The sequence below is a fragment of the Sulfurovum iocasae genome (genome assembly GCF_047716765.1).
GTDB lineage: Bacteria > Campylobacterota > Campylobacteria > Campylobacterales > Sulfurovaceae > Sulfurovum.
The window spans coordinates 2,779,179-2,803,322 of the sequence record NZ_CP180410.1 but is presented as its reverse complement, the minus strand read 5'-3'; the positions used below and the strand labels follow the sequence as shown (position 1 = coordinate 2,803,322).

General features: G+C 38.9%; 22 protein-coding genes, 5 tRNA genes and 1 riboswitch. Of the genes, 16 read left to right on the top strand and 11 right to left on the bottom strand.

Annotated features, from left to right (window positions below; translation table 11 throughout):
* Nucleotides 1–17: 17 nt before the first annotated feature.
* The 6 genes from ACLHDG_RS13960 (at nt 18) to infC (ending at nt 6,383) form a co-directional block, all read left to right on the top strand.
* Entirely contained in the window at nt 18–347 is a 330-nt protein-coding gene (locus ACLHDG_RS13960) for a DMT family transporter (RefSeq protein ID WP_415406848.1), read from the top strand.
* A gap of 66 nt (nt 348–413) precedes the next feature.
* Complete coding sequence (locus ACLHDG_RS13955) at nt 414–1,223, top strand: hypothetical protein (RefSeq protein WP_415406847.1); 810 nt, start codon at nt 414–416, stop codon at nt 1,221–1,223.
* Nucleotides 1,224–1,399: 176 nt separating this feature from the next.
* A complete protein-coding gene (locus ACLHDG_RS13950; RefSeq protein ID WP_415406846.1) occupies nt 1,400–2,302 on the top strand; it encodes a transporter in 903 nt (300 codons plus the stop codon).
* A gap of 105 nt (nt 2,303–2,407) precedes the next feature.
* Complete coding sequence (locus tag ACLHDG_RS13945; protein ID WP_415406844.1) at nt 2,408–3,931, top strand: transglycosylase SLT domain-containing protein; 1,524 nt, start codon at nt 2,408–2,410, stop codon at nt 3,929–3,931.
* Between the two features lie 92 nt (nt 3,932–4,023).
* Complete coding sequence (gene thrS, locus ACLHDG_RS13940) at nt 4,024–5,838, top strand: threonine--tRNA ligase (protein ID WP_415406843.1); 1,815 nt, start codon at nt 4,024–4,026, stop codon at nt 5,836–5,838.
* Complete coding sequence (gene infC / locus ACLHDG_RS13935) at nt 5,835–6,383, top strand: translation initiation factor IF-3 (RefSeq protein WP_415406842.1); 549 nt, start codon at nt 5,835–5,837, stop codon at nt 6,381–6,383. The genes thrS and infC overlap by 4 nt, the downstream gene beginning before the upstream one ends.
* A gap of 117 nt (nt 6,384–6,500) precedes the next feature.
* On the opposite strand, the gene ACLHDG_RS13930 is transcribed toward infC, so the two are convergent.
* Complete coding sequence (locus tag ACLHDG_RS13930) at nt 6,501–9,431, bottom strand: MutS-related protein (RefSeq protein ID WP_415406841.1); 2,931 nt, start codon at nt 9,429–9,431, stop codon at nt 6,501–6,503.
* A 261-nt stretch (nt 9,432–9,692) separates the two neighbouring features.
* Here ACLHDG_RS13930 and rpmI point away from each other — a divergent pair, with 261 nt between their 5' ends.
* Together rpmI and rplT are read left to right on the top strand one after the other, a co-directional pair.
* Nucleotides 9,693–9,884 (top strand): 50S ribosomal protein L35, encoded by a 192-nt coding sequence (gene rpmI / locus ACLHDG_RS13925; RefSeq protein WP_415406840.1) that lies wholly within the window; start codon nt 9,693–9,695, stop codon nt 9,882–9,884.
* A 166-nt stretch (nt 9,885–10,050) separates the two neighbouring features.
* The gene (gene rplT / locus ACLHDG_RS13920; protein WP_373033688.1) at nt 10,051–10,407 is read left to right on the top strand and encodes a 50S ribosomal protein L20; all 357 of its coding nucleotides are present in this window, start codon (nt 10,051–10,053) and stop codon (nt 10,405–10,407) included.
* Between the two features lie 270 nt (nt 10,408–10,677).
* On the opposite strand, the gene ACLHDG_RS13915 is transcribed toward rplT, so the two are convergent.
* From ACLHDG_RS13915 to ACLHDG_RS13890, 6 genes are all read right to left on the bottom strand, one after another.
* Entirely contained in the window at nt 10,678–11,415 is a 738-nt protein-coding gene (locus ACLHDG_RS13915) for a ferredoxin-thioredoxin reductase catalytic domain-containing protein (RefSeq protein WP_415406838.1), read from the bottom strand.
* A complete protein-coding gene (locus tag ACLHDG_RS13910) occupies nt 11,402–11,899 on the bottom strand; it encodes a hypothetical protein (protein WP_415406837.1) in 498 nt (165 codons plus the stop codon). The genes ACLHDG_RS13915 and ACLHDG_RS13910 overlap by 14 nt, the downstream gene beginning before the upstream one ends.
* A 119-nt stretch (nt 11,900–12,018) precedes the next feature.
* A complete protein-coding gene (locus tag ACLHDG_RS13905) occupies nt 12,019–12,273 on the bottom strand; it encodes a hypothetical protein (protein ID WP_415406836.1) in 255 nt (84 codons plus the stop codon).
* A gap of 16 nt (nt 12,274–12,289) precedes the next feature.
* Nucleotides 12,290–12,727 (bottom strand): DoxX family protein, encoded by a 438-nt coding sequence (locus ACLHDG_RS13900; protein WP_415406835.1) that lies wholly within the window; start codon nt 12,725–12,727, stop codon nt 12,290–12,292.
* A gap of 428 nt (nt 12,728–13,155) precedes the next feature.
* On the bottom strand, nt 13,156–13,359 hold the full coding sequence (locus ACLHDG_RS13895; RefSeq protein ID WP_415406834.1) for a hypothetical protein: 204 nt from the start codon (nt 13,357–13,359) through the stop codon (nt 13,156–13,158).
* Nucleotides 13,360–13,418: 59 nt separating this feature from the next.
* Nucleotides 13,419–13,631, bottom strand: coding sequence for a hypothetical protein (locus ACLHDG_RS13890; RefSeq protein ID WP_415406833.1), 213 nt, complete (start codon nt 13,629–13,631; stop codon nt 13,419–13,421).
* 428 nt (nt 13,632–14,059) lie between these two features.
* On the opposite strand from ACLHDG_RS13890, the gene ACLHDG_RS13885 reads away from it, so the two are divergent.
* The 3 genes from ACLHDG_RS13885 to ACLHDG_RS13875 all read left to right on the top strand — a co-directional run bounded on the left by ACLHDG_RS13885 (nt 14,060) and on the right by ACLHDG_RS13875 (nt 17,795).
* Nucleotides 14,060–14,563: a gluconate 2-dehydrogenase subunit 3 family protein gene (locus tag ACLHDG_RS13885; protein ID WP_415406832.1), complete on the top strand. Its 504-nt coding sequence runs from the start codon at nt 14,060–14,062 to the stop codon at nt 14,561–14,563.
* A complete protein-coding gene (locus tag ACLHDG_RS13880) occupies nt 14,560–16,236 on the top strand; it encodes a GMC family oxidoreductase (protein WP_415406831.1) in 1,677 nt (558 codons plus the stop codon). Before ACLHDG_RS13885 ends, ACLHDG_RS13880 begins: the two co-directional genes overlap by 4 nt.
* Nucleotides 16,237–16,301: 65 nt before the next feature.
* A riboswitch (cyclic di-GMP riboswitch) is annotated at nt 16,302–16,377 on the top strand.
* A gap of 182 nt (nt 16,378–16,559) precedes the next feature.
* The gene (locus tag ACLHDG_RS13875; protein ID WP_415406830.1) at nt 16,560–17,795 is read left to right on the top strand and encodes a LysM peptidoglycan-binding domain-containing protein; all 1,236 of its coding nucleotides are present in this window, start codon (nt 16,560–16,562) and stop codon (nt 17,793–17,795) included.
* A gap of 470 nt (nt 17,796–18,265) precedes the next feature.
* Here the strand turns inward: ACLHDG_RS13875 and ilvD are convergent, their stop codons facing one another.
* Nucleotides 18,266–19,954 (bottom strand): dihydroxy-acid dehydratase, encoded by a 1,689-nt coding sequence (ilvD, locus tag ACLHDG_RS13870; protein WP_415406829.1) that lies wholly within the window; start codon nt 19,952–19,954, stop codon nt 18,266–18,268.
* Nucleotides 19,955–20,133: 179 nt separating this feature from the next.
* Here ilvD and ACLHDG_RS13865 point away from each other — a divergent pair.
* The 5 genes from ACLHDG_RS13865 to ACLHDG_RS13845 all read left to right on the top strand — a co-directional run bounded on the left by ACLHDG_RS13865 (nt 20,134) and on the right by ACLHDG_RS13845 (nt 20,705).
* Nucleotides 20,134–20,208 (top strand) — tRNA-Gly (locus ACLHDG_RS13865).
* A gap of 40 nt (nt 20,209–20,248) precedes the next feature.
* Nucleotides 20,249–20,335, top strand: a tRNA-Leu gene (locus tag ACLHDG_RS13860).
* A gap of 63 nt (nt 20,336–20,398) precedes the next feature.
* Nucleotides 20,399–20,473: transfer RNA gene (locus ACLHDG_RS13855), tRNA-Cys, on the top strand.
* A gap of 17 nt (nt 20,474–20,490) precedes the next feature.
* Nucleotides 20,491–20,564: transfer RNA gene (locus ACLHDG_RS13850), tRNA-Cys, on the top strand.
* A 53-nt stretch (nt 20,565–20,617) separates the two neighbouring features.
* A tRNA-Ser gene (locus ACLHDG_RS13845) sits at nt 20,618–20,705 on the top strand.
* Nucleotides 20,706–21,380: 675 nt separating this feature from the next.
* Here ACLHDG_RS13845 and ACLHDG_RS13840 read toward each other — a convergent pair.
* From ACLHDG_RS13840 to ACLHDG_RS13830, 3 genes are read right to left on the bottom strand one after another with little or no spacing between them, the layout of a single operon-like run.
* Complete coding sequence (locus tag ACLHDG_RS13840; protein ID WP_415406828.1) at nt 21,381–21,869, bottom strand: hypothetical protein; 489 nt, start codon at nt 21,867–21,869, stop codon at nt 21,381–21,383.
* A gap of 49 nt (nt 21,870–21,918) precedes the next feature.
* Entirely contained in the window at nt 21,919–22,242 is a 324-nt protein-coding gene (locus ACLHDG_RS13835) for a hypothetical protein (RefSeq protein ID WP_415406827.1), read from the bottom strand.
* A 2-nt stretch (nt 22,243–22,244) separates the two neighbouring features.
* A complete protein-coding gene (locus ACLHDG_RS13830; RefSeq protein ID WP_415406826.1) occupies nt 22,245–24,113 on the bottom strand; it encodes a DEAD/DEAH box helicase in 1,869 nt (622 codons plus the stop codon).
* Between the last annotated feature and the right edge of the window lie 31 nt (nt 24,114–24,144).

Below are 24,144 nucleotides of genomic sequence, written 5' to 3'. Positions count from 1 at the left end.
TATTCAGAAGGAATGAAATGGTATATTTTTATTTGGCAATTGCCATAATCGTTGAAGTGATTGCTGCGAGTGCACTAAAGTCATCTGAAGGCTTCACCAGACCTATCCCGACCGCTATTGTCATTGTGGGTTATCTCACTGCTTTTTATCTTCTTACTGTGATCGTCAAGACACTGCCTGTGGGAATTACTTATGCTATCTGGGCAGGGTTGGGTATTGTACTCGTCGCCATCGTCTCTGCCGTGATGCATAAACAAATACCAGATGCTCCAGCTATTCTTGGTATGGGTTTGATCATTACGGGTGTTGTTATTATCAATGTTTTTTCAAAGAGTGGAGCGCACTAATGCATGCTTCAAAAAATAAACATTCTGAAGCGGCTGTATATCTCTCAAAGTAAGGAAATAGATTAGATGGTATTGAAAAAATCTTTGATCGTGACTTTAACAAGTGTAGGGCTTATTTTTGGAGTATCTTCCTTGAATGCCGAAGCTGGTTCGAGTAAAAATCCGATAAGTTCTTTCATCACTGTGCCGTTTAAAACCACCTTTGACAAGGGTGCCTCAAATGGCAGTGGTACTATTCTGAATGTGATGCCGATTGTAGAAGGAAATGTAGGCGATTGGAATCTTTTCAATCGTGCTGTCATTCCTCTTGCACGTGTAGATGGAGCGATAGTGGGCCCCAATAACCCGAGCCCGGAACAGGGAGGGTCTGCCAGTGGACTGGGAGACATCAACTATTCTCTGCTCTTTTCTCCGGTCAACTATGATACCTTCATATGGGGTGTAGGACCAACTATTACTATGCCGTCAGCCAGCAATGATCAGCTGGGAAGTGGTAAATGGAGCACAGGGATTGCCGGTATGATATTGACAGATACCGGTTGGGGCAATATATTGGTACGTGGTCGTCAAATATGGTCATTTACCGGTGATTCTGAGCGCAGAGACGTGAGTCAAATGGTGATCGAGCCCATTATAACGTACAATATGGGAGACGGATGGCATCTATTTACTGATATGATCATCTCTGCCAATTGGGAAGCCGACAGCAATAATCGTTGGATAGTACCTCTGGGTGGTGGTTTCGGGAGATCATTCAAGATCGGTAATCAGATAGTGCTTTCTCGACTTGAGGCCTATTACAATGTCGAAAAACCAGAGGGTGCACCTGACTATTCGGTCAGCTTCACTATCCAATTCGTCTTCCCGACATACTAAGGTATCAGGAAGAATTTTAGGGTAACATTGGTTATGGATGTGCCCTTTATTTCGCAATACTCTTTTGTACATAAAGTAAAGACACGTGTTCAACTACGAAGAAACATCTTTGCGGATTATCCAGATATTCTATGAAGGTAAAACAACAGTACCTTCCAATAATTAGAAAGGGACCGATGAGACTAAAAAACATAAAACTCAGTTACTTGGCCTGTCTGGCTTTTCTGATGGGCAGTACACTTTTTGCTCAAGATCTGGAACCAAGACGCTGGACACCTTTACCTTCAGGAACCACTATTTTGGGTGTTACCTATGGACATAACTCAGGGGATATTGGCTTTGACCCTATTTTAGATATTGAGGATGCCAAGGTAAAAAGAGATTTTCTTATTATGAGTTATACGCATTTTTTCACCTTTGCAGAAAAGTTAATGCGCTTTGATGTACTTCTTCCTTTCCATAAAGCAGAATGGGATGGGCTGCTTAGCGGTGAACCGGCAAGTGCAGAACGCACGGGTCTAGTTGATCCTCATTTTCGACTCTCCGTCAACCTACTTGGTGCTCCTACTTCAGATTCTAAAGAAGCTATCAATACAGTCGTTGGTGCAGCTATTGCCGTTGGTGTACCTTTGGGTGAGTATTTTGAAGATAAACTGATTAACCTTAGTGCAAACCGTTATACGATTCGCCCTCAGATCGGGGTGGTGCATACCCGTGGTCCCTGGTCGTATGAATTGACCGGTTCCATTTTCTTTTTTACAGATAATGACAACTTCTTTAATGGGAATGAACTTGAACAAAAACCATTTTATGCAGCCCAGGCACATATCATACGGGTCTTTGATCCGGGAGTATGGGGCTCTTTGAGTGCAGGCTATGGGCAAGGGGGTGCTTCGAAAGTCAGTGGTGTGGATAAAAATGATAAGAGAGAGGGATTCATCTCGGCACTCTCTTTGGGCATCCCTCTTACAGAGAATCAAGGTCTCAAATTCAGCTATATCTGGGCAAAAACAAGAACAGACACTGAAACCAGATCGAAGACCGATACTTTTGCAGTGGGTTGGTCGATTCGCTTTTAATGAGAATAAAACCTTCTGAGATTACAGTGCTAAAGTATCTATTTATCTAGTTTTATAGTATAATAAATAATTATAGTAATACTTTTGAAAAGGAGGTATTTGACTATGTTTAAACATCTACTTAAAACGATCACCTTGTTATTGGTCTCAATTATGTTTGTATCACTTCTTCATGCAGAAGAGACCCCAGTCCATCAGGCTGCTACTGTATCATCAAAACAATCTGATACCAATACATCAACAGATAACAATAAGTCAGACATCCTTGTCAGTAATATTGTATCTCATTGGACAGGAGATCTGGATGGAATGGTCAAAGAACGCCTGATCCGGGTTTTGGTCATACCGTCCAAGATCATGTATCAAGTTGATAAGGGTAAGAGGAGTGGTATCTTTTATGAATTAGTGAGAGAATTTGAGAAAAATATCAATAAAAATTATCCTCCCAAATTAAAGCATCTTAAGACACATGTTGCATTTATTCCTGTATTAAGAGATGAATTGATCCCTGCACTCATAGAGGGACGAGGTGATATTGCAGTTGCAGATATTGCTATTACTCCCAAGGGTCAGAAAATGATCGATTTTTCTGACCCTTTCTATCATAACGTCAATGAAATTGTCATTACCGGTCCCTCTTCTCCCAAGATCAATTCTATCGAGGATCTCTCAGGAAAAGAGGTCTTTGTGCGTTCTTCTTCAAACTACAGTGAGTATCTTAAGCAGTTAAATATACGTTTTTCAGAAATAGGACTTGATCCTATTAATCTGAAATCTGTTCCTGAACAGCTTGAAGATGAGGACCTTATGGAGATGGTCAATGCAGGTCTGATAGGTATTATCGTGGTGGATGACTACAAAGCCAAACTCTGGTCACAAGTATTGTCAGATATCGTTTTGCATGAAGCAATCCCTATTAAGAAAAATCTGACATTTGGATGGATGATCCGTAAGAACAGTCCGCTTTTGATGAAAGAGATCAATATTTTTGCCAAAACACATAAAGAAGGTACGCTCTTTGGTAATATACTCTTGAATCGCTATGTTGATAACGTCAAGTTTGTTAAGTGCGCTACCTCAGAAAAAGAGTTAAAGAAATTTAAGAAAGTGGTGGAGTTTTTCCAACGCTATGCAGATAAGTATGATCTGAATTATTTATTGATGATCGCACAGGGGTATCAGGAGTCTCATCTGGACCAAAAAAAGAGAAGTCCGGTAGGGGCGATAGGTATTATGCAGCTTATGCCTGCTACGGGAAAAGAGATGAGTGTAGGCAGTATCAAAAAAGAAGAAGAGAATATCCATGCAGGTATCAAATATCATCGCTGGCTTATTGATCACTATTTTAAAAATGAGCCAATGGATGATTTCAATAAAGAGCTTTTTGCTTTTGCCGCCTATAATGCAGGTCCGGGTCGTATACGAGGTTTGAGAAAAGCAGCGAAAGAGCGTGGACTGAACCCCAATGTCTGGTTCAACCATGTTGAAATTCTGGCAGCAGAGAAGATCGGTAGTGAAACGGTGACCTATGTAGCTAACATTTTCAAATACTATGTCGCCTACAAACTGATCGAAGAAAGGAAAAAGAAGAAAGATGAGGTAAAAGAATCTCTGATGTCTGGCTCTTAATTCATTCTTATTTAACTTTTAGCTATAATAGCCGCATTTTTAACGCGTGGCCAGTCTTGTTTATAATAGGCTGCGATACATAAAGGCTTAATTTGAGTGAAAATCTTATCGGTTATATAGATGACCAGGGGAACATACTAGATACACAGAGTGCAGAAGAGAACTGCACAGCAACACCTATAGAATACGACAACAGCGACAATGCACTGGAGATCATAAGACACTCTACCGCACACTTGATGGCACAGGCCATTACAGAACTTTATCCTAACTCACAGTTCTTTGTAGGACCTGTTGTGGATGAAGGGTTTTACTACGACTTTAGAGTAGATGAACAGATAGGTGAAAATGACCTTAAGACCATCGAAAAAAAGATGAAAGAGCTTATCAAGAAAAAGTATAAGATCGAGAAGTATGAAATGACCAAAGAAGAAGCTTTGGTCAAGTTTGCCAATGATGACTTGAAACAAAAAGTAATGTCTCGTATAGAAGACGATACACTTTCTATCTACAAGCAAGGGGATTTTGAAGACCTTTGTCGTGGTCCTCACGTACCCGCATTGAGATTTTTGCATAACTTTAAACTCACAAGAGTTGCAGGAGCATACCTTGGTGGAGATGAGAATGCAGAGATGCTTACGCGTATCTACGGTATCGCTTTTGCAGATAAAGAGGCACTTAAAGCACATATGACGATGCTTGAAGAGGCAAAAAAACGTGATCACCGTAAGATCGGTGCAGAGATGAATCTCTTTATGTTTGATGAAGAGTCAGGTGCAGGTCTACCTTTCTGGATGCCGCAAGGAGCGAAACTTAGAGCAAAACTCGAAGATATCCTCCACAAAGCACACCGTGTAAGAGGCTATGAACCGGTAAGAGGTCCGGAGATCCTCAAAGCAGATATGTGGAGAACATCAGGACACTATGCCTGCTATGGTGAGAACATGTACCTTACGAATATCGATGAACAAGAGTACGGTATCAAGCCGATGAACTGTATCGGGCATATCCAGATCTTTAAGCAGACGCAAAAAAGTTACCGTGATCTTCCAGTGAAGTATTATGAATATGGTGTAGTACACAGACATGAAAAGTCAGGTGTACTTCATGGACTGCTTCGTGTAAGAGAATTTACACAGGATGATGCACATATCTTCTGTGCTCCAGAGCAGATCGCTGCTGAGGTCATCGAGGTGGTAGAGTTTGTTGACTCTGTCATGAAGCTCTTTGGATTTGACTACACGATGGAAGTTTCAACCAAACCGGAAAAAGCCATCGGTGAAGATGATGTATGGGAGTTGGCAACACAAGGGCTCAAAGATGCCTTGAATGAAAACAACTTACCGTTTACCATAGATGAGGGTGGTGGAGCATTCTACGGACCTAAGATCGATGTTAAGATCACCGATGCGCTTGGGCGTAAATGGCAGTGTGGTACTATCCAGGTGGACTTTAACCTGCCGGAGAGATTTGGTGTAGAGTATGTAGCGGAAGACAACACACGTAAACAGCCGGTGATGATCCACCGTGCGATCTTAGGTTCATTTGAAAGATTTATCGCTATCTTGGTTGAACACTATGCAGGAGAGTTTCCATTCTTCCTGGCACCAACACAAGTGATCTTCGTTCCTATCTCTGAAAGTCACGTAGATTATGCAAAAGCACTTAAGAAAACATTGATGCTTGAGGGTATAGACTCAGAAGTCTATGATAAAAATGACTCTCTCAATAAACGTATCAGAACAGCTGAAAAGCAGAGAGTGCCGTATGTAGTGATCATTGGTGATGAAGAAGTTCAAGGAAATTCTGTAGCAATCAGAAACAGAAGAACCAGAGAACAGTATAATCTTACACAAGACGAATTTATGGTAGAATTAACCCAACAACTTCAAGAAGGTAAAATTTGAGTAGACAACACGACAGAAATAAAGGTAGAAGAAAAGCTGACGATACTATCATGAACGATGCTATCAGAGTAAATGAGCTTAGAGTACTAGGTGATGATGGTGAGCAGTTTGGTATCATCTCTCGTACTGAAGCGATGCAGATAGCAGAAGAGAAAGGTTTAGACCTTGTGCTTATGTCGCCAGATGCAAAACCGCCTGTTGCGAAGATCATGGACTACGGTAAACACAAGTACGAACTTGAAAAGAAGAAAAAAGAAGCCAGAAAGAAGCAAAAAAAGATCGAAGTCAAAGAGGTTAAGTTCTCTTGCAAGATCGCTGAAAATGATATTAACTATAAAGTTAAACATGCTAGAGAGTTCCTTGAAAAGGGTAAGCATGTAAAACTTCGTGTTTTCCTTAGAGGACGTGAGATGGCAAACCCGGAGTGGGGAGTAGATGTGCTTAAGCGTGTTTGGCCAATGCTCGAAGATGTAGGTAATCTTGAAAAAGATGCACATCAAGAGGGTAGGTATATCAATATGTACGTAACTCCACTCAAAAAATAGGTCTATAGCACCTAATCTTCCGCTAGATATTTAACGCTGTACTTAATGTACAGCTTTTAAATCTCTATCGAAATCTCATGCACTCTAAACCTATTTTGGTTTTGATAAGTGTAATATTTATTCCTTTACTTCATAATGTAATTTCAATCCCTCACTCGTCATCACAAAGCCTGAAATAATGATCTTTCCTTCATGTACCATGTTATGGTGTTTTTTACATAGCGGGATGAGGTTGTATTTGTGGTTTTTATGGAAGTGATCGATATGCCCATCACTGTTTGCCTCTTTTTGTGCAGCAATGTGATGCACATCTTCAACATTTTCGTCACAAAGCGCACAGCGACTTAAAAACAGTTCTTTATTGTATTTACTGCTTTTTTGTTTTCGCAGTTTTTTTATCTCAGAGCCGGAGTGATTAAGGTTCTCTCTGATCGTTTGTGCCATCTGTAGAAATTCTCTGTCCATATGCAGTGATTTAGCAAACTCTAAACCATAAAGGCTGTCTCCTCTGCCTAACTGTAAGACTCTGTTATAGATGAGAGTATCATTTGTCTCATCATATTTAATGCCTAAGTGCAGGAAGATCAAATGTTTCAGGTTATGTAACTGAGAAATGCTTCCTAACTGGTGTAAGTGTGTCGCAAAGATAAAGGTCGATTTGAGGGAGATAAGCTTTAAAATAGCGCTTGAAACGATTGCTAGAGCAGATTCTGTCTCTGTTCCCTGACTTATCTCATCACCAAGAACCAAAGAGCGTTCATCTGCTCTGTTAAATATATTTTTGAGTTCCATCATCTCCACAGCGAAGGTAGATAATCCTTTATAGAGGTTGTCTTGAGAGACGATGCGGGTAAACAGTTTATCATAAAGTCCAAAACGAAGTTCCACAGCAGGCACAAAGAATCCTGCTTGTGCCAGGACAACAGAGAGCCCAATACTCTTCATGAGTGAAGATTTACCCGAAGAGTTAATACCGTAAAGAAGCACTCCAAGTACATCTTCCCCATCACTTGCATTGAGCGTGATGTGATTATGTGCTGTATTATTGTTGGAACCCAGAAATACATCATTGGGTACATAGATCCCTCTTTCATCATTGGCTTCAATGATCGGGTGTCGCAGTGCGGTGGCTTCATAGAAATTTCCCTCTTCAATGAGAGGACGGGAAAGGTTCATCTTTTTAGTACATTTGGCATTGGAGATGGCTACATCAATGTTAGCGATAAAGGAGATGAGTTTGTCAAGCAGTAACGAGAACCTATTTTCAAGCAGGTCAAGACTTTCAATATAACGTTGTTTTACAAGTGAAACAAGTTTGACTTGTGCAGTCTCATAATTCCTGGTGATCTCTTCAAAAAGAGGTGCCTGTACTTTCACCGCATTTTTAAGATACTTATAGTTGAAGTCTTTAAAAAAATGATGTTGATCATCGATCGTGACAAAAGAGTCTTTAAGTGACTTTTCAATGAGTGTAAACCTGTTCTTGGTAAGGTTGAGAAAGTAGCCTTCACTCTCCAGATAAGAGACTGTTGTGTAGCGTGTCGTTCCTGTGAAAAGTTTGTCTTTTTCAAAAAGTGATTCAACATGACTGGCTACATCATCCATCTTGTTAACTTCTTTTTGTTGTTTCTTGACGATGCTGTCAATAGCAGGGTAGATGCCGTCTTTAAAAAGATTGTCATTGATCTGTTCTATGCGAAATCTCGCACAGACATCCAGTTCAAAAGTATCATCCAAGACTTTAAGCATCTCTTTGGTCTCATCATAGAGTCTGCTCTCTATCTCAAGTCCGTTGCCCTGTGCATCATCAAGGAGTTTCAGAACAGCTTCAAGTGACATAGCGATATAAGTAAGTTCTACAGGATGAAGTTTACGCAGTTTGATACGTCTTGTAATGCGTTCAAGGTCATAGATCTGTTTTAAGTGTGTCTCAAAACGGTCGATACTTGGAAGCAGTAATTCTGTCAGATTATAGCGCTCTTCAAGAAGATCTTTATCGCAGATAGGATTGAGTAGCCTTTCTTTGAGAAGACGTTTTCCAAACGCTGTGGAGGTTTTGTCTATCAGGTCAAGCAGGGTGATGTCAGAAGGATCACGGGAGATGACCGAGAGTTGCTCCATGGCATTATTACCGATGTACATATAACGGTTATTACCCAGGAACTGCGGCTTGTTCATCTTTTCAATGATACTTTCATCATGCTCGATGATAAAATCTATCAGAACAGCTAAAGACTCTGTAGTATAAGGATGCCTTTCGAGATCCAAAAACTCAATGGCGGAGAGAAAAGAGTTGATGTTGAAAACACGGGTAAAGAGTTCATTTTGAAAATGAATTTTAAATCGTTTTGTATTTACTGTATGATGAAGAGACTCAAGTTCCAAGTAGTGCAGCAACCATTCTTTATCGATCTCTTTGCCTTCAAGTGTAATGATGACTTCAGAAGTTGTATAGGTCTGTAAAAGATTAAAGGCTTCATCCAGTGCATAGGTTTTGTCATCACGCGTAGAGTGGATCTCATTACAAATGGTTTTACCGGTACTGACATCGATGGCAGCATACCCTACAGAGTAAATGCCTGCATTTTCATCTATCATGAGTGAAACGATGTTGTTTTCACTAGGCTCGGACAGGTATTCAAAGTTCGTACCCGGAGAGATGATGTTGGAAACATAACGTTTTACATTTGGCATTTCACCTTTTTGTTTGACAACAACGATGGTATATTTTTTCGTAGCGATAAGACGAGCAAGGTATCTGTCCAGAGAAACAGCGGGTACTCCGGCAAGGAGAGGGTTATTTACGGAATTCTCAAGAACGGCTTTGCTTTTTCTTGTGAGTTGGATGTTTAGGAGTTCGGCTATCTCTTTGGCTTTCCCGATCTTGAGTTCATCGTTGTTCACTTCATAGACTTCAAAAAATGTGCCTATTTCCATTAAAATAAGTGCATCCCTGCCATACTTCTCTTCAAAATACTGCTGTAGATCAAAATAGACTTCTGTTAAAAGCTTTTTTTTGTTAGAAAGTATTTCTGTAGCCTTATCCAATTTTGCCCTTTAGGGAGTGTAGATATCCCCTTTTTTTTAATCGTTAGATTTTACCACAAATACTATTAGAACTCTACTTTATAAACCTTTTAGAATATTTGGGTATAATACCGTCCCATTTTCTACTACTTGGCTGTAGTGAAAATCAAATAGAAAATACGGCTAGCTGTATGAGCTTCCTGCTGAAGGAAACTCAGCGTTAGCGTAGCTTTGTTTGGCTTTGCCAAAAAAGCGTTCTAAAATTAATAAGGGAGTAAGCATATGCCTAAAATGAAAAGTGTTAAAGGCGCTGTAAAGCGTTTTAAAGTTAAAAAAAGCGGCAAAATCAAAAGAGGAACGGCGTATAGAAGCCACATTCTTACTAAGGTTGACGGTGGTCACCATAGAAGTATGAAAAGTCCTAAATATGTTGATGCAGCTGATGCAAAAAACATTAAAGAGATGATCAACTAATTTATTAGTTACATTTTTTAAAAAGCTATAATCCCCCGATTAGGGGCAAGTTCAAACAGAGAGAATGTTTGACACCTACTATAACATGACTTCAGCAGTCAGCTCATGCAACTAGTTGCATTTGATATTGCTTTAGCATAGTACAAGTATAAGGTAAAGGATAACCATGAGAGTAAAAACTGGTGTCGTAAGAACTAGAAGACACAAAAGACTATTAAAACAAGCTAGAGGGTTCTACAGTGGTAGAAGAAAACACTTCAGAAAAGCGAAAGAACAACTCGAGCGTTCATTAGTATATGCTTACAGAGATAGAAGACAAAAAAAGAGAGATTTCAGAAGACTCTGGATCGTTCGTATCAATGCGGCGACTAGATTGAATGGTATGAACTATTCAACATTTATGCATGGTCTTAAACTTGCAAATATCGAACTTGACAGAAAAATTCTTGCTGATATGGCGATGAATGCTCCTGAAAGTTTTACAAAAGTAGCTGATGCTTCTAAAGCAGCACTTGCTAAATAGTTCTAATTAACTATCTTTTGAGGAGTTTCGGCTCCTCAACCCCTTATATCTATTCTTCTTAAATTTTATTAATTTTTTAAAGTCCCCCATTATTTTAACTGAGGCGTTGTTTCTCTCTTCATTTTTTTAGAAAAAACGAAGCAAAAAAGCGTCATGATTCTCGAAACGCTTCGCTTTTAAGGTCGTTCATCATGACAGACACACTTCGTGTGATTAATGAGATTGTGTAACGTGGGTACTCTTGCCTACGATGAAGAAGGAGGGGATTGATTATCCCCGTTGTGTTTCACCTTGGTATCCTATGATCCCTGGACGTAGGTTACACACATGTTCAAAGCCTAAAGACTTCATGGCGTGTTGCACTTGGAAGCTTCTGCTGCCTGTATGGCAATAGACGATGACAGGTGTTTGTTTTTTGTCGTTGTGTTCTTCTACTTTTGCATAGAATTGTGAAGTAGGCACGAGAGCATCTGTACCGACGATGTGTCCCATTTGGAACTCCATGAATTCTCGTACATCTATGAGTGTAAATTTGATCATGTTAAGACTTCTTGCTTCTATCAGTGCTTCGAGTTCATCTCCGTCAAGCTGTTCCTCTTTTAGTAGTGTTTCTGCCTGTTCTTTTGTTAAGCCTCTTGAGTGTTCATGTACGATCTCTTCTATCTCGTCATGTTGTGCTTTTGCAGCAGCATACTCAGGTGTACAGAAGATCCCACAGTGACAAAGACCATCTTCTGGGATCTCTTTTTCCAAAGCAGGTTTACAAGGACAGATACGGTTATCTGCGGCTTTTTGTTCTTCTTTTGTTTCACCTATTACCATAAAGCAGGGGCAGAATCGTTTGCCGTAGATGAGCTTGTTTCTTGCAAGCCCCATCGTGACACCTTCATTGACCTCTTCATTGGGGTTTTGTACAAAACCAAACTGCTTATTTACTTTCTCTACAAACTGTGAGGTTTTTTCCAGCTCTGCTTGGAACTCATCTGAATTCATATCAATTTGTTGCATTTGTATCCTTTGTTGTTTTATTTTGATCATCAAACTCTTTTGCTATCTCATCAAATTCTTTGACGAATCCTTGCATCTTTTTACCCCAAGTGTCAAGAAAAGTTTTTGTTTTATTCAAATCTATATTGATTTGTGTCTCATTCATCTCGATACCTGCTTCTTCATTCTTAACGATACCTTTTTCCAGATCTTTGCTCATTTTGTCCATTTTGATTTTCATTTCATGGGCCAGGTCTTTGAAATAGCTCTTGGTTTTGTTGGTATCGATGATGATCTTGCCATCTTCTGATGTAATGCCTATTTTGGAAAACTTATTGTTTTTCTCTAGCTCTTCTTGTTTTTTCTTGGCTTCTGCCTGTTCTTTAAGTAGTTCAGCTCTTGCTTCCTGGGCTATTTTAGCGTCATGTTGAGCTTGTTCTTCTTTTTTATCTTGACACCCTGAAAATAAGAGTAGTAGGATAAGTGAAAATAAAATATGTTTCATAGGTATTCCTTTGTAAGCGTATTTGTTTTACAGGAAGTATTATACACTAATTTGTGGAAGAAAAGTGAAGTTTCTATCCCCGCAAAGGGATAGAAAGAGGAGGAAGAATGTTGGATAGTTTAGCTGCATTTACCTACGCCGCATTTGCCTTTTGCTGGTGCCTTCTTTTCTGCTGAGGGTTTGGTTGTATTTGTCTCTTTTTTCATAGCATCTTTCATACCAGCTTTGCCACATTTCCCGGCACTGCATTTTCCGCTTTCACATTTCATGGTTTTTGGAGCTTCTTTTCCTGAACCACATGTGGCATTTGCCAAAGTAAGTGTAAATGCCATAGCGCCCATAAGTATGAGTCCTGCTTTAAGTAATTTTTTCATTTTATATCCTTTTTATTTATTGTTCATCACCAAATAACAGGTGATCCAAACTTAGTTTTCCGGCTCCAAATGAAGCAAATATTGCTAAAAACAGCATGTAGTAAAGAGGTATCTCAAACCCATTGTTCCCTGCAGAAAAACCATGTGCTAAATGCACAGTGGTGATCGCTACCACCATAATGACCATTAATGGGATAGAGATAAGTCTTGTGAAAAGCCCTAAGGTTAAGAGTACAACACCTAGTAGTTCCGTACTTGCAGCCATATAGGCATTCAGTGTTGGAAAAGGGATACCTATGGAACCAAACCAGGTAGCAACACTACCTATGTCAGACCATTTTGTCATAGCTGGCTCATAAAACCCATATGCTACAACAAGTCTAGCCAAAAAAAGAGACAAGCTCTGACCATGGCTTAGTATATTTTTTGTGAGTGGGTATATGCTTTTTAACATAATATACCTCCTTCATCATATTTGTATCTCAGGAGAAGATCATTTTCAAGTTTTGATACAAGGGAAGTATAATATGAAACATGTGCAATATGTGTGTATTCTCCCAAACCTTTATTATAGAACCCTTTGCAAAACCCACCCTGTAGGCATCACTAGCTTTCGCCTATGCGTTGTTACTCTTTTTCGACTTAGCTATGGCTAGGACTTCAAAAGAGTGCCTAGCCTAGACAAAAGCTAGTGATGTTATGAGTACCTAGGTTATCCAGAGGGTTCTATTGTTCAAAGATTTTCTATATTAGTATTTGGACAGGATCTTTGTAGTAAAAGTATTGAGTGATGAGTTGATAGTATTATAATAACTTTAGAAGAGTTTTAGGGAAAGTAGTATTATACTCTCTGCCAAAAGGCAAAGAGAGAAGAGAAAAAAGTTATTTGCTTTCAGCAGACTTGTCTGATTTTGGTGTTTTAGCTTTTTTGATTTCAGCTTTTTCCCCATGATCGCATTTGCCACCACCACATAGACCAGATTGACACTTGTTTTTTCTTGTTGAGGTATCATTTTCAGATCCAGTACAACCAATTAAGGACATAAGTGCAAACCCAAGTAGTAGACTAAGAAGTATGTTTTTCATGCTTATCCTTTAACGTTTTATAGAGTGGAAGTACTATAGCATGCTTGGATTACAAAGTGTTACTTCCCGCATCTACTGCTGCCATTACATTTTGTAGCTACTTTTTTAGCATCACCACACTTACTGCTTGTTCCGCATTTTGTAGTTTGTTTATCGGCTTGACATTTACTTGAAGAACATTTAGCTTCTGCCTCCGCATTTCCACCTTTTGTACATCCTGTGAAGGCAACAAGTGCCAACCCTACCAATGAACTAAAAATTAACTTTTTCATCTTTGTCTCCTATTCTTAATTTAAAGGTAGCTCTATAACTACCCTTTAGACAGTTAGAAGTATAATCTTAAATACGTGTAAAGTGTGTGTAGTGATTTTGCACTTAGAGTACACAGAAGATGATTATGATTAGATAGAACCCTCTGCCTAACCTAGGTACTCATAATGGGTTTTGCAAATGTGAGATTTTGCAAGAGACTTTTAAAACATAGCCAAAGCTACGTTGAAGAAAGTATCTTGTGAAAGATTGCGTTTGTAAAGCCCATCCTATGGGCATCACGAGCTTTCGCCTATGCGTTGTTACTCTTTTTTGACTTAGCTAAGGCTAGGACTTCAAAAGAGTGCCTAGCCTAGACAAAAGCTAGAGATGTTATGAGTACCTAGGTTAGGCAGAGGGTTCTATACTATAAAATAAAGAAGTAATAATAATGAAAAGAAGAAAATTTTTAATCCTAAGTTCGGTGCTTGGACTCTCCTCCTCTTTACTTGGTAAAAATAACAGCATAGTATTTAGTAAATCATTAAAGCGTGTAGAAAAAACCATTCAGTCCGTACAACAACACCTCTTTCCTGAAGGAAGTCAGATCCCGTCAGCCCGATCGATGAATGTCACACAGTTTTTGCTTGAAACGATCACACATCCTAGCTACGATAAAGATATTCGTCTCTTTGTCATAGAAGGAGCAGAGGAGTTGGAAAGTCGTGAAGAAGGCAAATTTACTGCCTTCTCAGAAAAAGAGAAAGAGCGTGCATTGAGAGCCTATGAAGAGACCCATTATGGGAGCAATTGGCTCTCTCGTATTATGACACTTACGATGGAAGGGATGTTTTCAGATCCTATCTATGGTTCCAATGTAAAGGAAGCAGGCTGGAAAGCTTTGGGTTCATATGGAGGACTTCCCAGACCGACTACGAGGTATATAAAGTTATGAAGTATGATGTAGTTATTGTTGGTTCCGGTGCCAGTGGTGGTGCAGTAGCCTATACCTTATGCAAAGCAGGATACAAAGTGGCAGTATTGGAAAAAGGCCGTCTTATCAAGCGTGATGAGTTCTCTAAAGATGAGTTAGCCTATGCTCGTAGAGATATCGTCACCCCAAATCTTTTTGAAGAATACCATACGATAGAAGAGAGGGTAGAGGGAGAGTGGGTAGCTACTCCTACGTATGAATCTGGTTGGAGTTTTTGGAATGGCAACATTGTAGGAGGATCATCAAACTTGATGTCTGGGATGCTGCACCGTATGCATCCAGATGATTTTAGACTCAAAAGTAAGTATGGAGAGATAAAAGGTGCCAATATAGTTGACTGGCCCATCTCCTATGAAGAGCTGGAGCCGTATTATGCCTTGGCAGAAGAACTGGTGGGTATTACAGGTAAGTATGAAAAACACCCATATGAGCCGCCAAGAAGTACTCCTGATTTCCCTCAGCCTCCCACCAAAGAGAATGCTGTAGTAAAACTGATCGATAAAAGCTGTAAAGCACTTGACATTGTACCGTTAGTCACGCCGCGTGCAGTATTGTCTCAAGATAAAGGGCACCGTAATGCTTGCTACTACTCGAACTTTTGTGGAAGCTATGGATGCAGTTCAGGGGCAAAAGGGAGTTCAAGAGAAGCGCTGCTGAAACCAGCCTTGGCTACAGGCAATCTTACGCTTATGAGCAACACGTATGTCAAGTATCTCCATGCAGGAAAAAAAGATGAGGTTGATTATGCTGTGGTAGTAGATACCGTTACGGGTAAAGAGAAGAAGATATCTGCAAAGATGTTTGTTGTGGCTGCACAGGCACATGAAAGTGCTAGACTTTTGCTCAATTCCTCAAATAAATATCATCCTCATGGTTTGGCAAACAGTAGTGGAGAGTTAGGAAAAAATTTGATCTTCTCGGCTGGAGGATCTGGACAGGGTGAACTGCATAAAGAGAGCTTGAAACATATCAAATTTGAAGACCTTATGACAACGGGACTTTTTGTCAATCGTTCTATTTTGGACTGGTATTTTATAGACCATTGGTGGGACGGTAAGTTCAAAGGGGGTTCTGTAGAGTTTATGTTCGAGCATCAAAACATCATTTCTCGTGCAAATAAAAATAATGAGGAAGATGGCAAACTGGTATGGGGTAAGGCCTTGGGTGAACGTCTTGTGAAGCGATTTACCGAAACTAAAAGTATCCGCTTTGAGATATTTAATGACTGGCTTCCCAACGATGACTGTTTTGTGAGTCTGGATGAAACACATAAAGATAAATATGGCATGCCTGTTGGGAAACTTCGAGTAGAAGCACATCCTCAAGATGTTAAAGTAGGCAACTATATTGCAAAGAAGTGTGAAAAGGTACTTGAAGAGATGGGAGCGAAGAATATTTATAGCTCGATATCTGCTTCCCCTCCTCAAAATTTAGTGGCAGGAGGATGTCGTTTTGGAAATGATCCTAAAACTTCAGTACTCAATAAATATTGTCAAGCCCATGACGTGCCTAACCTTTTCGTAGCAGATGCCAGTTTCATGCCAACAGGTGGTTCTGTACCTTATACCTGGACGATCTATGCCAATGCATTCAGGGTAGGTGATCATATTGTAGAGCAGTTGAATAAAGGTTAAGTTAAGTTTGGCTTATTCTGTTTTATTTTTTTTTAAAGTGGATTTTGCTATCATACCTGCAGAGATGTTGAAAAAGCTAAACCTATTGAGAAATAGGGACAGAAAATCATGGGTCTTAAGTAAGATTGCCAGGTTGCCAATATTTATATGTTAATTACTACATTTAAAACCATTTCCTTCTCTTTTGACGTTATAAGTATGATTTAAGATAGATTTAATTTCATGTTTATTTTTGATTAATCATATGCAGTTACAATTATACATATTTTTTAGTATGGAATTTATCATCCCTACTATAAGTTTTCACTAATTAGGAGTATTTATTGAAAAAACTTTATACCTTATTGCTTACGTTATCCCTTGCTACTGTTACCGCTCAGGCAGCTACAAAAACAGTTAAACACACTATTAAAAGTGGAGAGACTCTCTATACAATAGCAAAGAAAAATCACACTACAATAGAAGAGGTGAGAAAGGCAAATGGTCTTAAAAAAGGAGACAACCTTAAGATAGGAAGAGTGTTAAAGGTACCAAAAGATACTTATTTCCCAAATAAAAAGAAAAAAATAGCTAAAAAAACAAATATAAAGAAGTCTACTAAATCAGCAAAATATGCTATAAAAAATGGTGATACACTGTTTACTATTGCACGTAAACATCATACTACTATTGAAGAAGTAAAAAAAGCAAATGGTCTTAAGAAAGGGGAAACACTTAAGTTAGGAAGGGTATTGAAAGTTCCTAAAAATACGTATTTCCCAGATAAAACGAAAAGAATAGCTAAGGTTACTAAGAAAAGTAAGAATAAAAGAATCGTACAAAAAACCAACAAAAAATCAAATATCAAAAGATCTTCCAAATCAGCAAAATATACTATAAAGAGTGGAGACACACTTTCTACCATAGCGCGTAAACATAATACGACTACCGCAAAAATGAGAAAAGCAAATGGTCTTAAAAAAGGGGCAACTCTTAAATTGGGAAGAGTATTAAAAGTTCCTAAAAACGGTTATGTTAAAAGTACAAAGAAGAAAACATTTAAAATAGCAAAAACGAAGAAGAGTCGTCAAGACAAAAAACTTGCTAAAGCACTTATGAATATAAAATCTAAAAAAACAGCTAAAAAAGGTCAAAAGTTTTCTATGAGTGATATCTTTTTTAGTGGAAAGTCTAAGGGCAAATCTAGCAAGATGACTAAACTTGCTAAAAAGAAATTAGGGAAAAGATATGTTTGGGGCGCAGTAGGACAAAAAAATACATTTGACTGTTCAGGGTTTACTTCTTATGTCTGCAAGAAGAATGGAATCACTATTCCTAGAACATCAAGAGCGCAGTCAACTTATGGAAAATATATTAGCAGAAGTGATTTAAGACCGGGTGATCTTATCTTCTTTGATACATCTAAGAGACGTAAAGGATATGTAAATCATGTAGGTATTTATCTTGGTAACGATAGATTTATTCATGCAAGTTCTGCGAAGAAGAAAGTGGTTATTACTAAGTTAGGTAAATCTTTTTATAGTAAGCGTTATAAGGGTGCGAGAAGAGTGACTTCATAAGCTTCTTTCTCCGATGAGCTTCGGCTCATCATCTATCTCTTCTCTTCAAAATATATTTTAAACTTTTTTCTCAATAACAAATTTTTATCTATTTGGTAACTTTCTCTTTGTTCATTTTTTTTCTTTGTTGATGTGACAAAGAAAAAGAACGAACCAAAAAAAAGAAAACACAAACTGCTGCCGTGTTTCAGTTCTTTTTATTATGGTTTGAATTTTTATAGGCTTATGAAATTGCCTTGTTGTTTAAATGGAATTTTTTACGGATGAAAGTTATTTAGTGGCGATAGCCTAGTTATATTATACTTTTTTTGTCGTGGTGAACGCCCTTGAAAGTGAAGCGATTCGAGAGCCACGACGCTTTTTTGCTTCGTTTTTATAAAAAAATGAAGAGAGAAACAACGCTACACTTTCAATACTTAAGGAAAGCATGTAAAACGGTTATCGACTCTTTATTTCATCGAAAACATAAGCTATTCTGCTTCGAGTATCGCTCCATTACTGGCGTTGGTAACTAGTGCTCTGTATTGTTTCAGCCATTTACTCTCAAGCGGCTTTACAAGTGGTTTGAAATTATCCCTTCTTTCTGCAATTTCTTCAAAAGTAAGTTTTGCCTCAAGGATATAGTTGTCAACATCAATGTGAATCTCATCGCCATCTTCAAGTAGCCCTATAAGTCCACCTTCTGCTGCTTCAGGACTTACGTGTCCTATACTTGCACCTCTAGTTGCCCCGGAGAATCTACCATCAGTGATGAGTGCTACATCATCTCCAAGACCCATACCCATGATGAGACTTGTCGGGCTTAGCATCTCCTGCATACCTGGACCCCCTTTTGGACCTTCATAACGGATAACAACAACATTTCCTGCTTTAACTTTTCCTTCGAGAATCCCTTTTATCGCCTCATCTTGAGAGTTAAAACATATAGCAGTACCTGTAAATACTCTATCTCCCGTAATACCTGCTGTTTTGATGACGGCACCCTGTTCTGCCAAGTTACCATAGAGGATAGCCAAGCCACCCACTTCAGAGTATGGGTTGTCAATGGTGTGAATGATATTCGTATCCAAGATCTTTGTATCTTTAACTTTTTCGTAAAGTGTTTCACCTGTTACATTGAGGTTGTCAAGTAAAATGTCATCACCGCGCTTCATCATCTCATGCATAACAGCATTAACGCCACCTGCTTTGTTAATATCTTCCATATGTACAGTTGTCAATGATGGAGAGATCTTTGCAATGTGTGATACACGTTTAGAGATCGCATTGATATCTTCAAGATTAAAGTCTACGTCTGCTTCTTTTGCGATAGCAAGCATGTGCAGTACAGTATTTGAAGAACCACCCATTGCCATATCTACAGCAAAAGCATTACGTACAGCATTCTCATTGAGGATATTTTTTATTCTGTATTTTTCACGTTCTGCTGCGTCAGATTTTGCTATTTCACAAATACGTCTGGCAGCTTTTTTGTAAAGTTCTGTTCTCTCCGGTGTTAAGGCCAAGATTGTTCCATTCCCAGGAAGAGCAATTCCCATTGCTTCCATAAGTGTATTCATAGAGTTTGCAGTAAACATCCCTGAACATGATCCACCACTTGGACAAGCATTACATTCTATATCGGTAAGCTCTGCATCATCTATCTCTCCTGCTTCAAACTGACCTACTGCTTCAAATGCAGTAGCAAGGTCTATAGGCGTACCATCTTTTTTGTACCCTTTTTCCATCGGTCCACCAGAAACAAATACTGTAGGTACATTGACACGCAATGCACCCATGATCATCCCTGGGACGATCTTGTCACAGTTAGGGATGGCGATCATTGCATCAAGTTTATGTGCGTTCATTACCGTCTCTATGGAGTTTGCGATGATCTCACGACTTGGAAGAGAGTAGAGCATCCCATCATGCCCCATCGCAATACCGTCATCAACACCGATAGTATTGAATTCAAAAGGTACACACCCATTGGCACGTATCTCTTCTTTGATGACTTCAGATACCTTGTTGAGGAAAAAGTGCCCAGGAATGATCTCTATAAATGAATTGGCCACACCGATAAACGGTTTTTCAAAATCTTCATCTTTTACGCCTGTTGCACGCAGCAAAGATCTGTGTGGGGTTCTACTGAACCCCTGTTTTATTTCGTCACTTCTCATGGAAAAGCCTTTGTATGTATATTTTAATTATTTATAAGGATTATAGCAGATGAAACTCAAAAAATGTATAGTATAAAGCATTTTTATCCAAAAGTACGCTTTTCTCTTTACATTAAAAGGTTATTTAGCTATAATCGCACTCCAATTTTAGGCTAATCCCTAGAAGAGGATATGGAAATGCGGGCGTAGCTCATCGGTAGAGCATAACCTTGCCAAGGTTGGGGTAGAGGGTTCGATTCCCTTCGCCCGCTCCATAAACAATTAATATTTCAATATATGAATGGTACCAATTAAGCCCGGGTGGTGGAATGGTAGACACAGGGGACTTAAAATCCCCCGGTCATTGCGACCGTGCCGGTTCAAGTCCGGCTCCGGGTACCACTCATTACACTAGCAAAAGAATAGAGTTCGTTTGATGTGTATAGATATGTATTTTTTTAGTGTGGAGTCATAGCCAAGTGTTAAGGCCGCAGCTTGCAACGCTGTTATCCCTGTGTTCAATTCCAGGTGACTCCTCCATGGTTAATTTATAAGACGGAGCCATCGCCAAGCGGTAAGGCCGCAGCCTGCAAAGCTGCTATCCCCGGTTCAAATCCGGGTGGCTCCTCCATTATATAAACTAGATTTTATCTATTTTTAGATAGTATTCTATTCTTCAAATGTCGGGAGATGTCAGAGTGGTCGAATGTGCCGGTCTTGAAAACCGGTGAGGGTCACACCTCCGGGGGTTCGAATCCCCCTCTCCCGGCCACTAACTAACCAAAAATTATCACAAACAACGACTACACCGTTACTTTATAGCTTCTTTAAGGTTTGACACTTTAGTACCTTGCTACCCTATTGCTACCCATTCTTTAAAAATAGCCGTTTTACACCCCTTTTTTATAGTGTAAGAAAACTCATTTAATTATGCCTTTTTTATAGTGTGGAAAAACTCTTTTTTTATTACTTCGGAATACTCTTTTTAATGTGTCCTGTTTGTCCTTTTTTACTGTGCCAAAAAATTATGTTTCTGTACTGTGAATAACTTTCCAAATAAAACAACAAATCAAATTCTGCAAAATGAGTTAAAATTGTATTTACTACTTATTCACATATCCACTAAGCACGTTCACATCATACTTGCAAGGCTATTCAATCATTAAGTTTTAGATTGATTTAATTACATAAATGACTTAGGCACATATACTAAAATGCTATACTTTACGTTGTACTCGGTAAATAATGGTTAACATAATAACAGTTCTATTAAAAAAAATGTGAATAAGTAAACAAGTCTTTTTATAGATACGGAAAACTCTTTTTTATAGTGTCCGTTAATTCCTCTAACCTTGCCCAAACCTTGCCATTGCTTTTTCTATCAATGTTAACTTTTATTAACGCGGGTTTCACTACTAACCTTATGGTAACATTAGCATTGCTTTCTCTACCAATGAGAGGTTTTATTAATACGGGCTTTGCTACCAAACCTTACCGTAACCTTACTATTACTTTCACTATCAATACACCCTGTATATCGTGATAGTGTTGAGAGTTCTTCTTTGGTGTAAAAGGATTTATCTTCTTTTAACAACTTGATTGCATTATAGTTATCGTTGAACCTTGCGACTTCTCCTTGAGTAATCGCTTCGTTCTGTTCAATAGTGAATTGGTTTTTAGTTACGCGTTTACTACGATGTGGTCGTACATTACTATCTCGTTCATCTCCCCCCTTGATTGTCGGTCGTCCTGGGGTAGGTCCTCTATCAGTTGATTGAGGTCCATCAACATTAGTTGTGCTGCCGCTGCCTGTTCGCTCTTTACCATTTTCGGGTACTGTATCTGTACTGCTTGCAGGTAGAGGTTGTATTGTTTCTTGCTCTCGCTCTTGGATAGTATCATCTTTTGCTCCTTCTTCTTTTCTATAATATAGCATCTTTTGGTAGCCTCTTCTTGTGTAAGTTCATTTTCTGCTTGTTTCACTATCAATACACACGATATCTATTTACTTTATTTCCTCCGTTCTTGGTCTTACCTCGATAGACTTTTATTAACCCTAATGCTTCCAACTGTTTAAAAGCTTTGAAGTACTGCCCATGATCAGTTCGTATGCCAAACCACTCACCATACCAATCACCATCATTAAACAAATTGATAGATATTTCATAGTGTGAAGCCTTGAAGTTATCCCCACGCTTATGCTTTAAAAACACCAATGACATATACACCTTGATACTCATTTTGGTTAAGTAGTTCATCTCTTTTAAAAACTTTTTACTGATCTGTAGATTGTAAATTTCATCATTCATTACTATGCCCTTTGCTGTTCAATGTACGGGATAAAAGCATCTACACTATTGCAGTCTTTATTGTTACTGTATAGGTTCTTTAATCGCTTAACAGTCATAGCTTCCATGCCTTTTACAAAACTATCATTTATCTGCTGTCTTGTTTTATCAACCACCCACTCTTTCAAAGGTTCTTTGCTCTCTGCTTCAAGTAGCATATCAAGTGCTGTGACTGCTGTATCAAAACTGTGTGTGTTATAAAATCTTTGTTTCAATGCTTGGGTGTTCTGTTGTAAAGGCTGTGTATCTGTGGGTAAATAATTAGCTTCATATTCTCTACTGATCAACCTCCAACCATCATACACCTGTACTGTATCCATCTTTAAGCCTGTTACTTGTTCGGGCTGTTGTTCAATCAAAGCGTTAAGTGCTGCTATCTGTCGCTTAACCTCATCTCTAAATATAAATGTAGTACCGTGATTATTTATCAACCATGTGCAGTATGTGGCTGTAATACGTCTTTGCAATGTTTCGATCAAACGATTATCAAATATTGCTTGTAGTTCATCATGTGTGGTTGCTTCACTAACAATGGTTTCATGCCCACACTCACACACTAAATACAGTTTGCCGTGATCTGCTGTGAAGCTTGCATCATTGCCGTGTATCTTTCCGCACTCTTCACATTCGTAACCTGTTTGGCTTTCAATCTCTTCATGGTGTCCACATTCAGCACATACTTTATAAGCTGTGTCTTTTTTAATACTCCGATAAATTCGGGTACTTGCACACTCACTACATACAGATTGCTTGGCTTCAATAGCTTCATTTTCTTGCTTTGGTCTGATCGGTGCTGTTGGTAATCCTAAGTTACTGATAACCTCTGCACAATCAAGCAATACTCCATCATGTTTGTTTGGTGCTAACCTCAACACACGCCCCACCATTTGCTTATAAAGGTTTTGTGACTTGGTAGCCCTTGCAAGTACAATAGTATCTGTCGGTGGGTGATCAAATCCTGTGGTTAGCATATCAGCATTAGTTAGCACTTTTACATCACCGCTTTTAAATGCTTCCATTGCTTCGGCTTGCTGTTCCTTTGTTAGCTGTGAGTGTATAGCCATTGCTTTAACCCCTGCATCATTATAAGCTTTTGCCATTGCTTCACTATGCTTGATCGTGATACAAAACACCAATGCTTGTTTACGCTGCTGTATCTTCTCTTTAGTTGCGTCCACTACCTGCATGACACTTTCAATGGTGTTAAACTTTTGATCAAGGTCTTGCATATTGTAATCACCTGCTGTAGTTCGTATGCCTTTCAAGTTCACTTTAACGGGTTGATAACTTATCATTGGCACTAAGTAACCGTTAGTGATCATATACTCTAAGCTGTAATCATTCAGGTGTGTTTTAAAGCCCTCCAATGTTTTACCCTGCTTATCGTATGGTGTTGCACTCAATCCAACTACCTTACCTTTGAAGCTGTCCAATAGTTGCTTGATCATCTTCCCACTAAATCCGTAATGTGTTTCATCTATCAGTATCATTGTAGGTTTAAAGCCTAACTTTCGTTTGTATGCTGTTTGTAGTGTCGATACAAATACATTATGCTGTTTATTATAATCTTTCGCACCGTGTATGATCTGTGGTTGCAGCTGGGTAAATGTACCCGCCAACTGTTCAAGCAAGTTTATTTTGGGTGCTACAATCAAAGCAATACCGCCTTGATCTGTTTCACGTTTGATAATCTCTTTAGCTATGACACTTTTACCCCCACCCGTTGCAAGCTCAACCAAAACACTGCCTTTTGCTTTGGTTGCACGTTCTACAATATCGGTTTGGTATGGTCTTAACTCAAACTTTTGTTGTTTGTTTTGTAATTTATTCATATTTGTGCCTTTTTTATAGTGTCCATTTTGT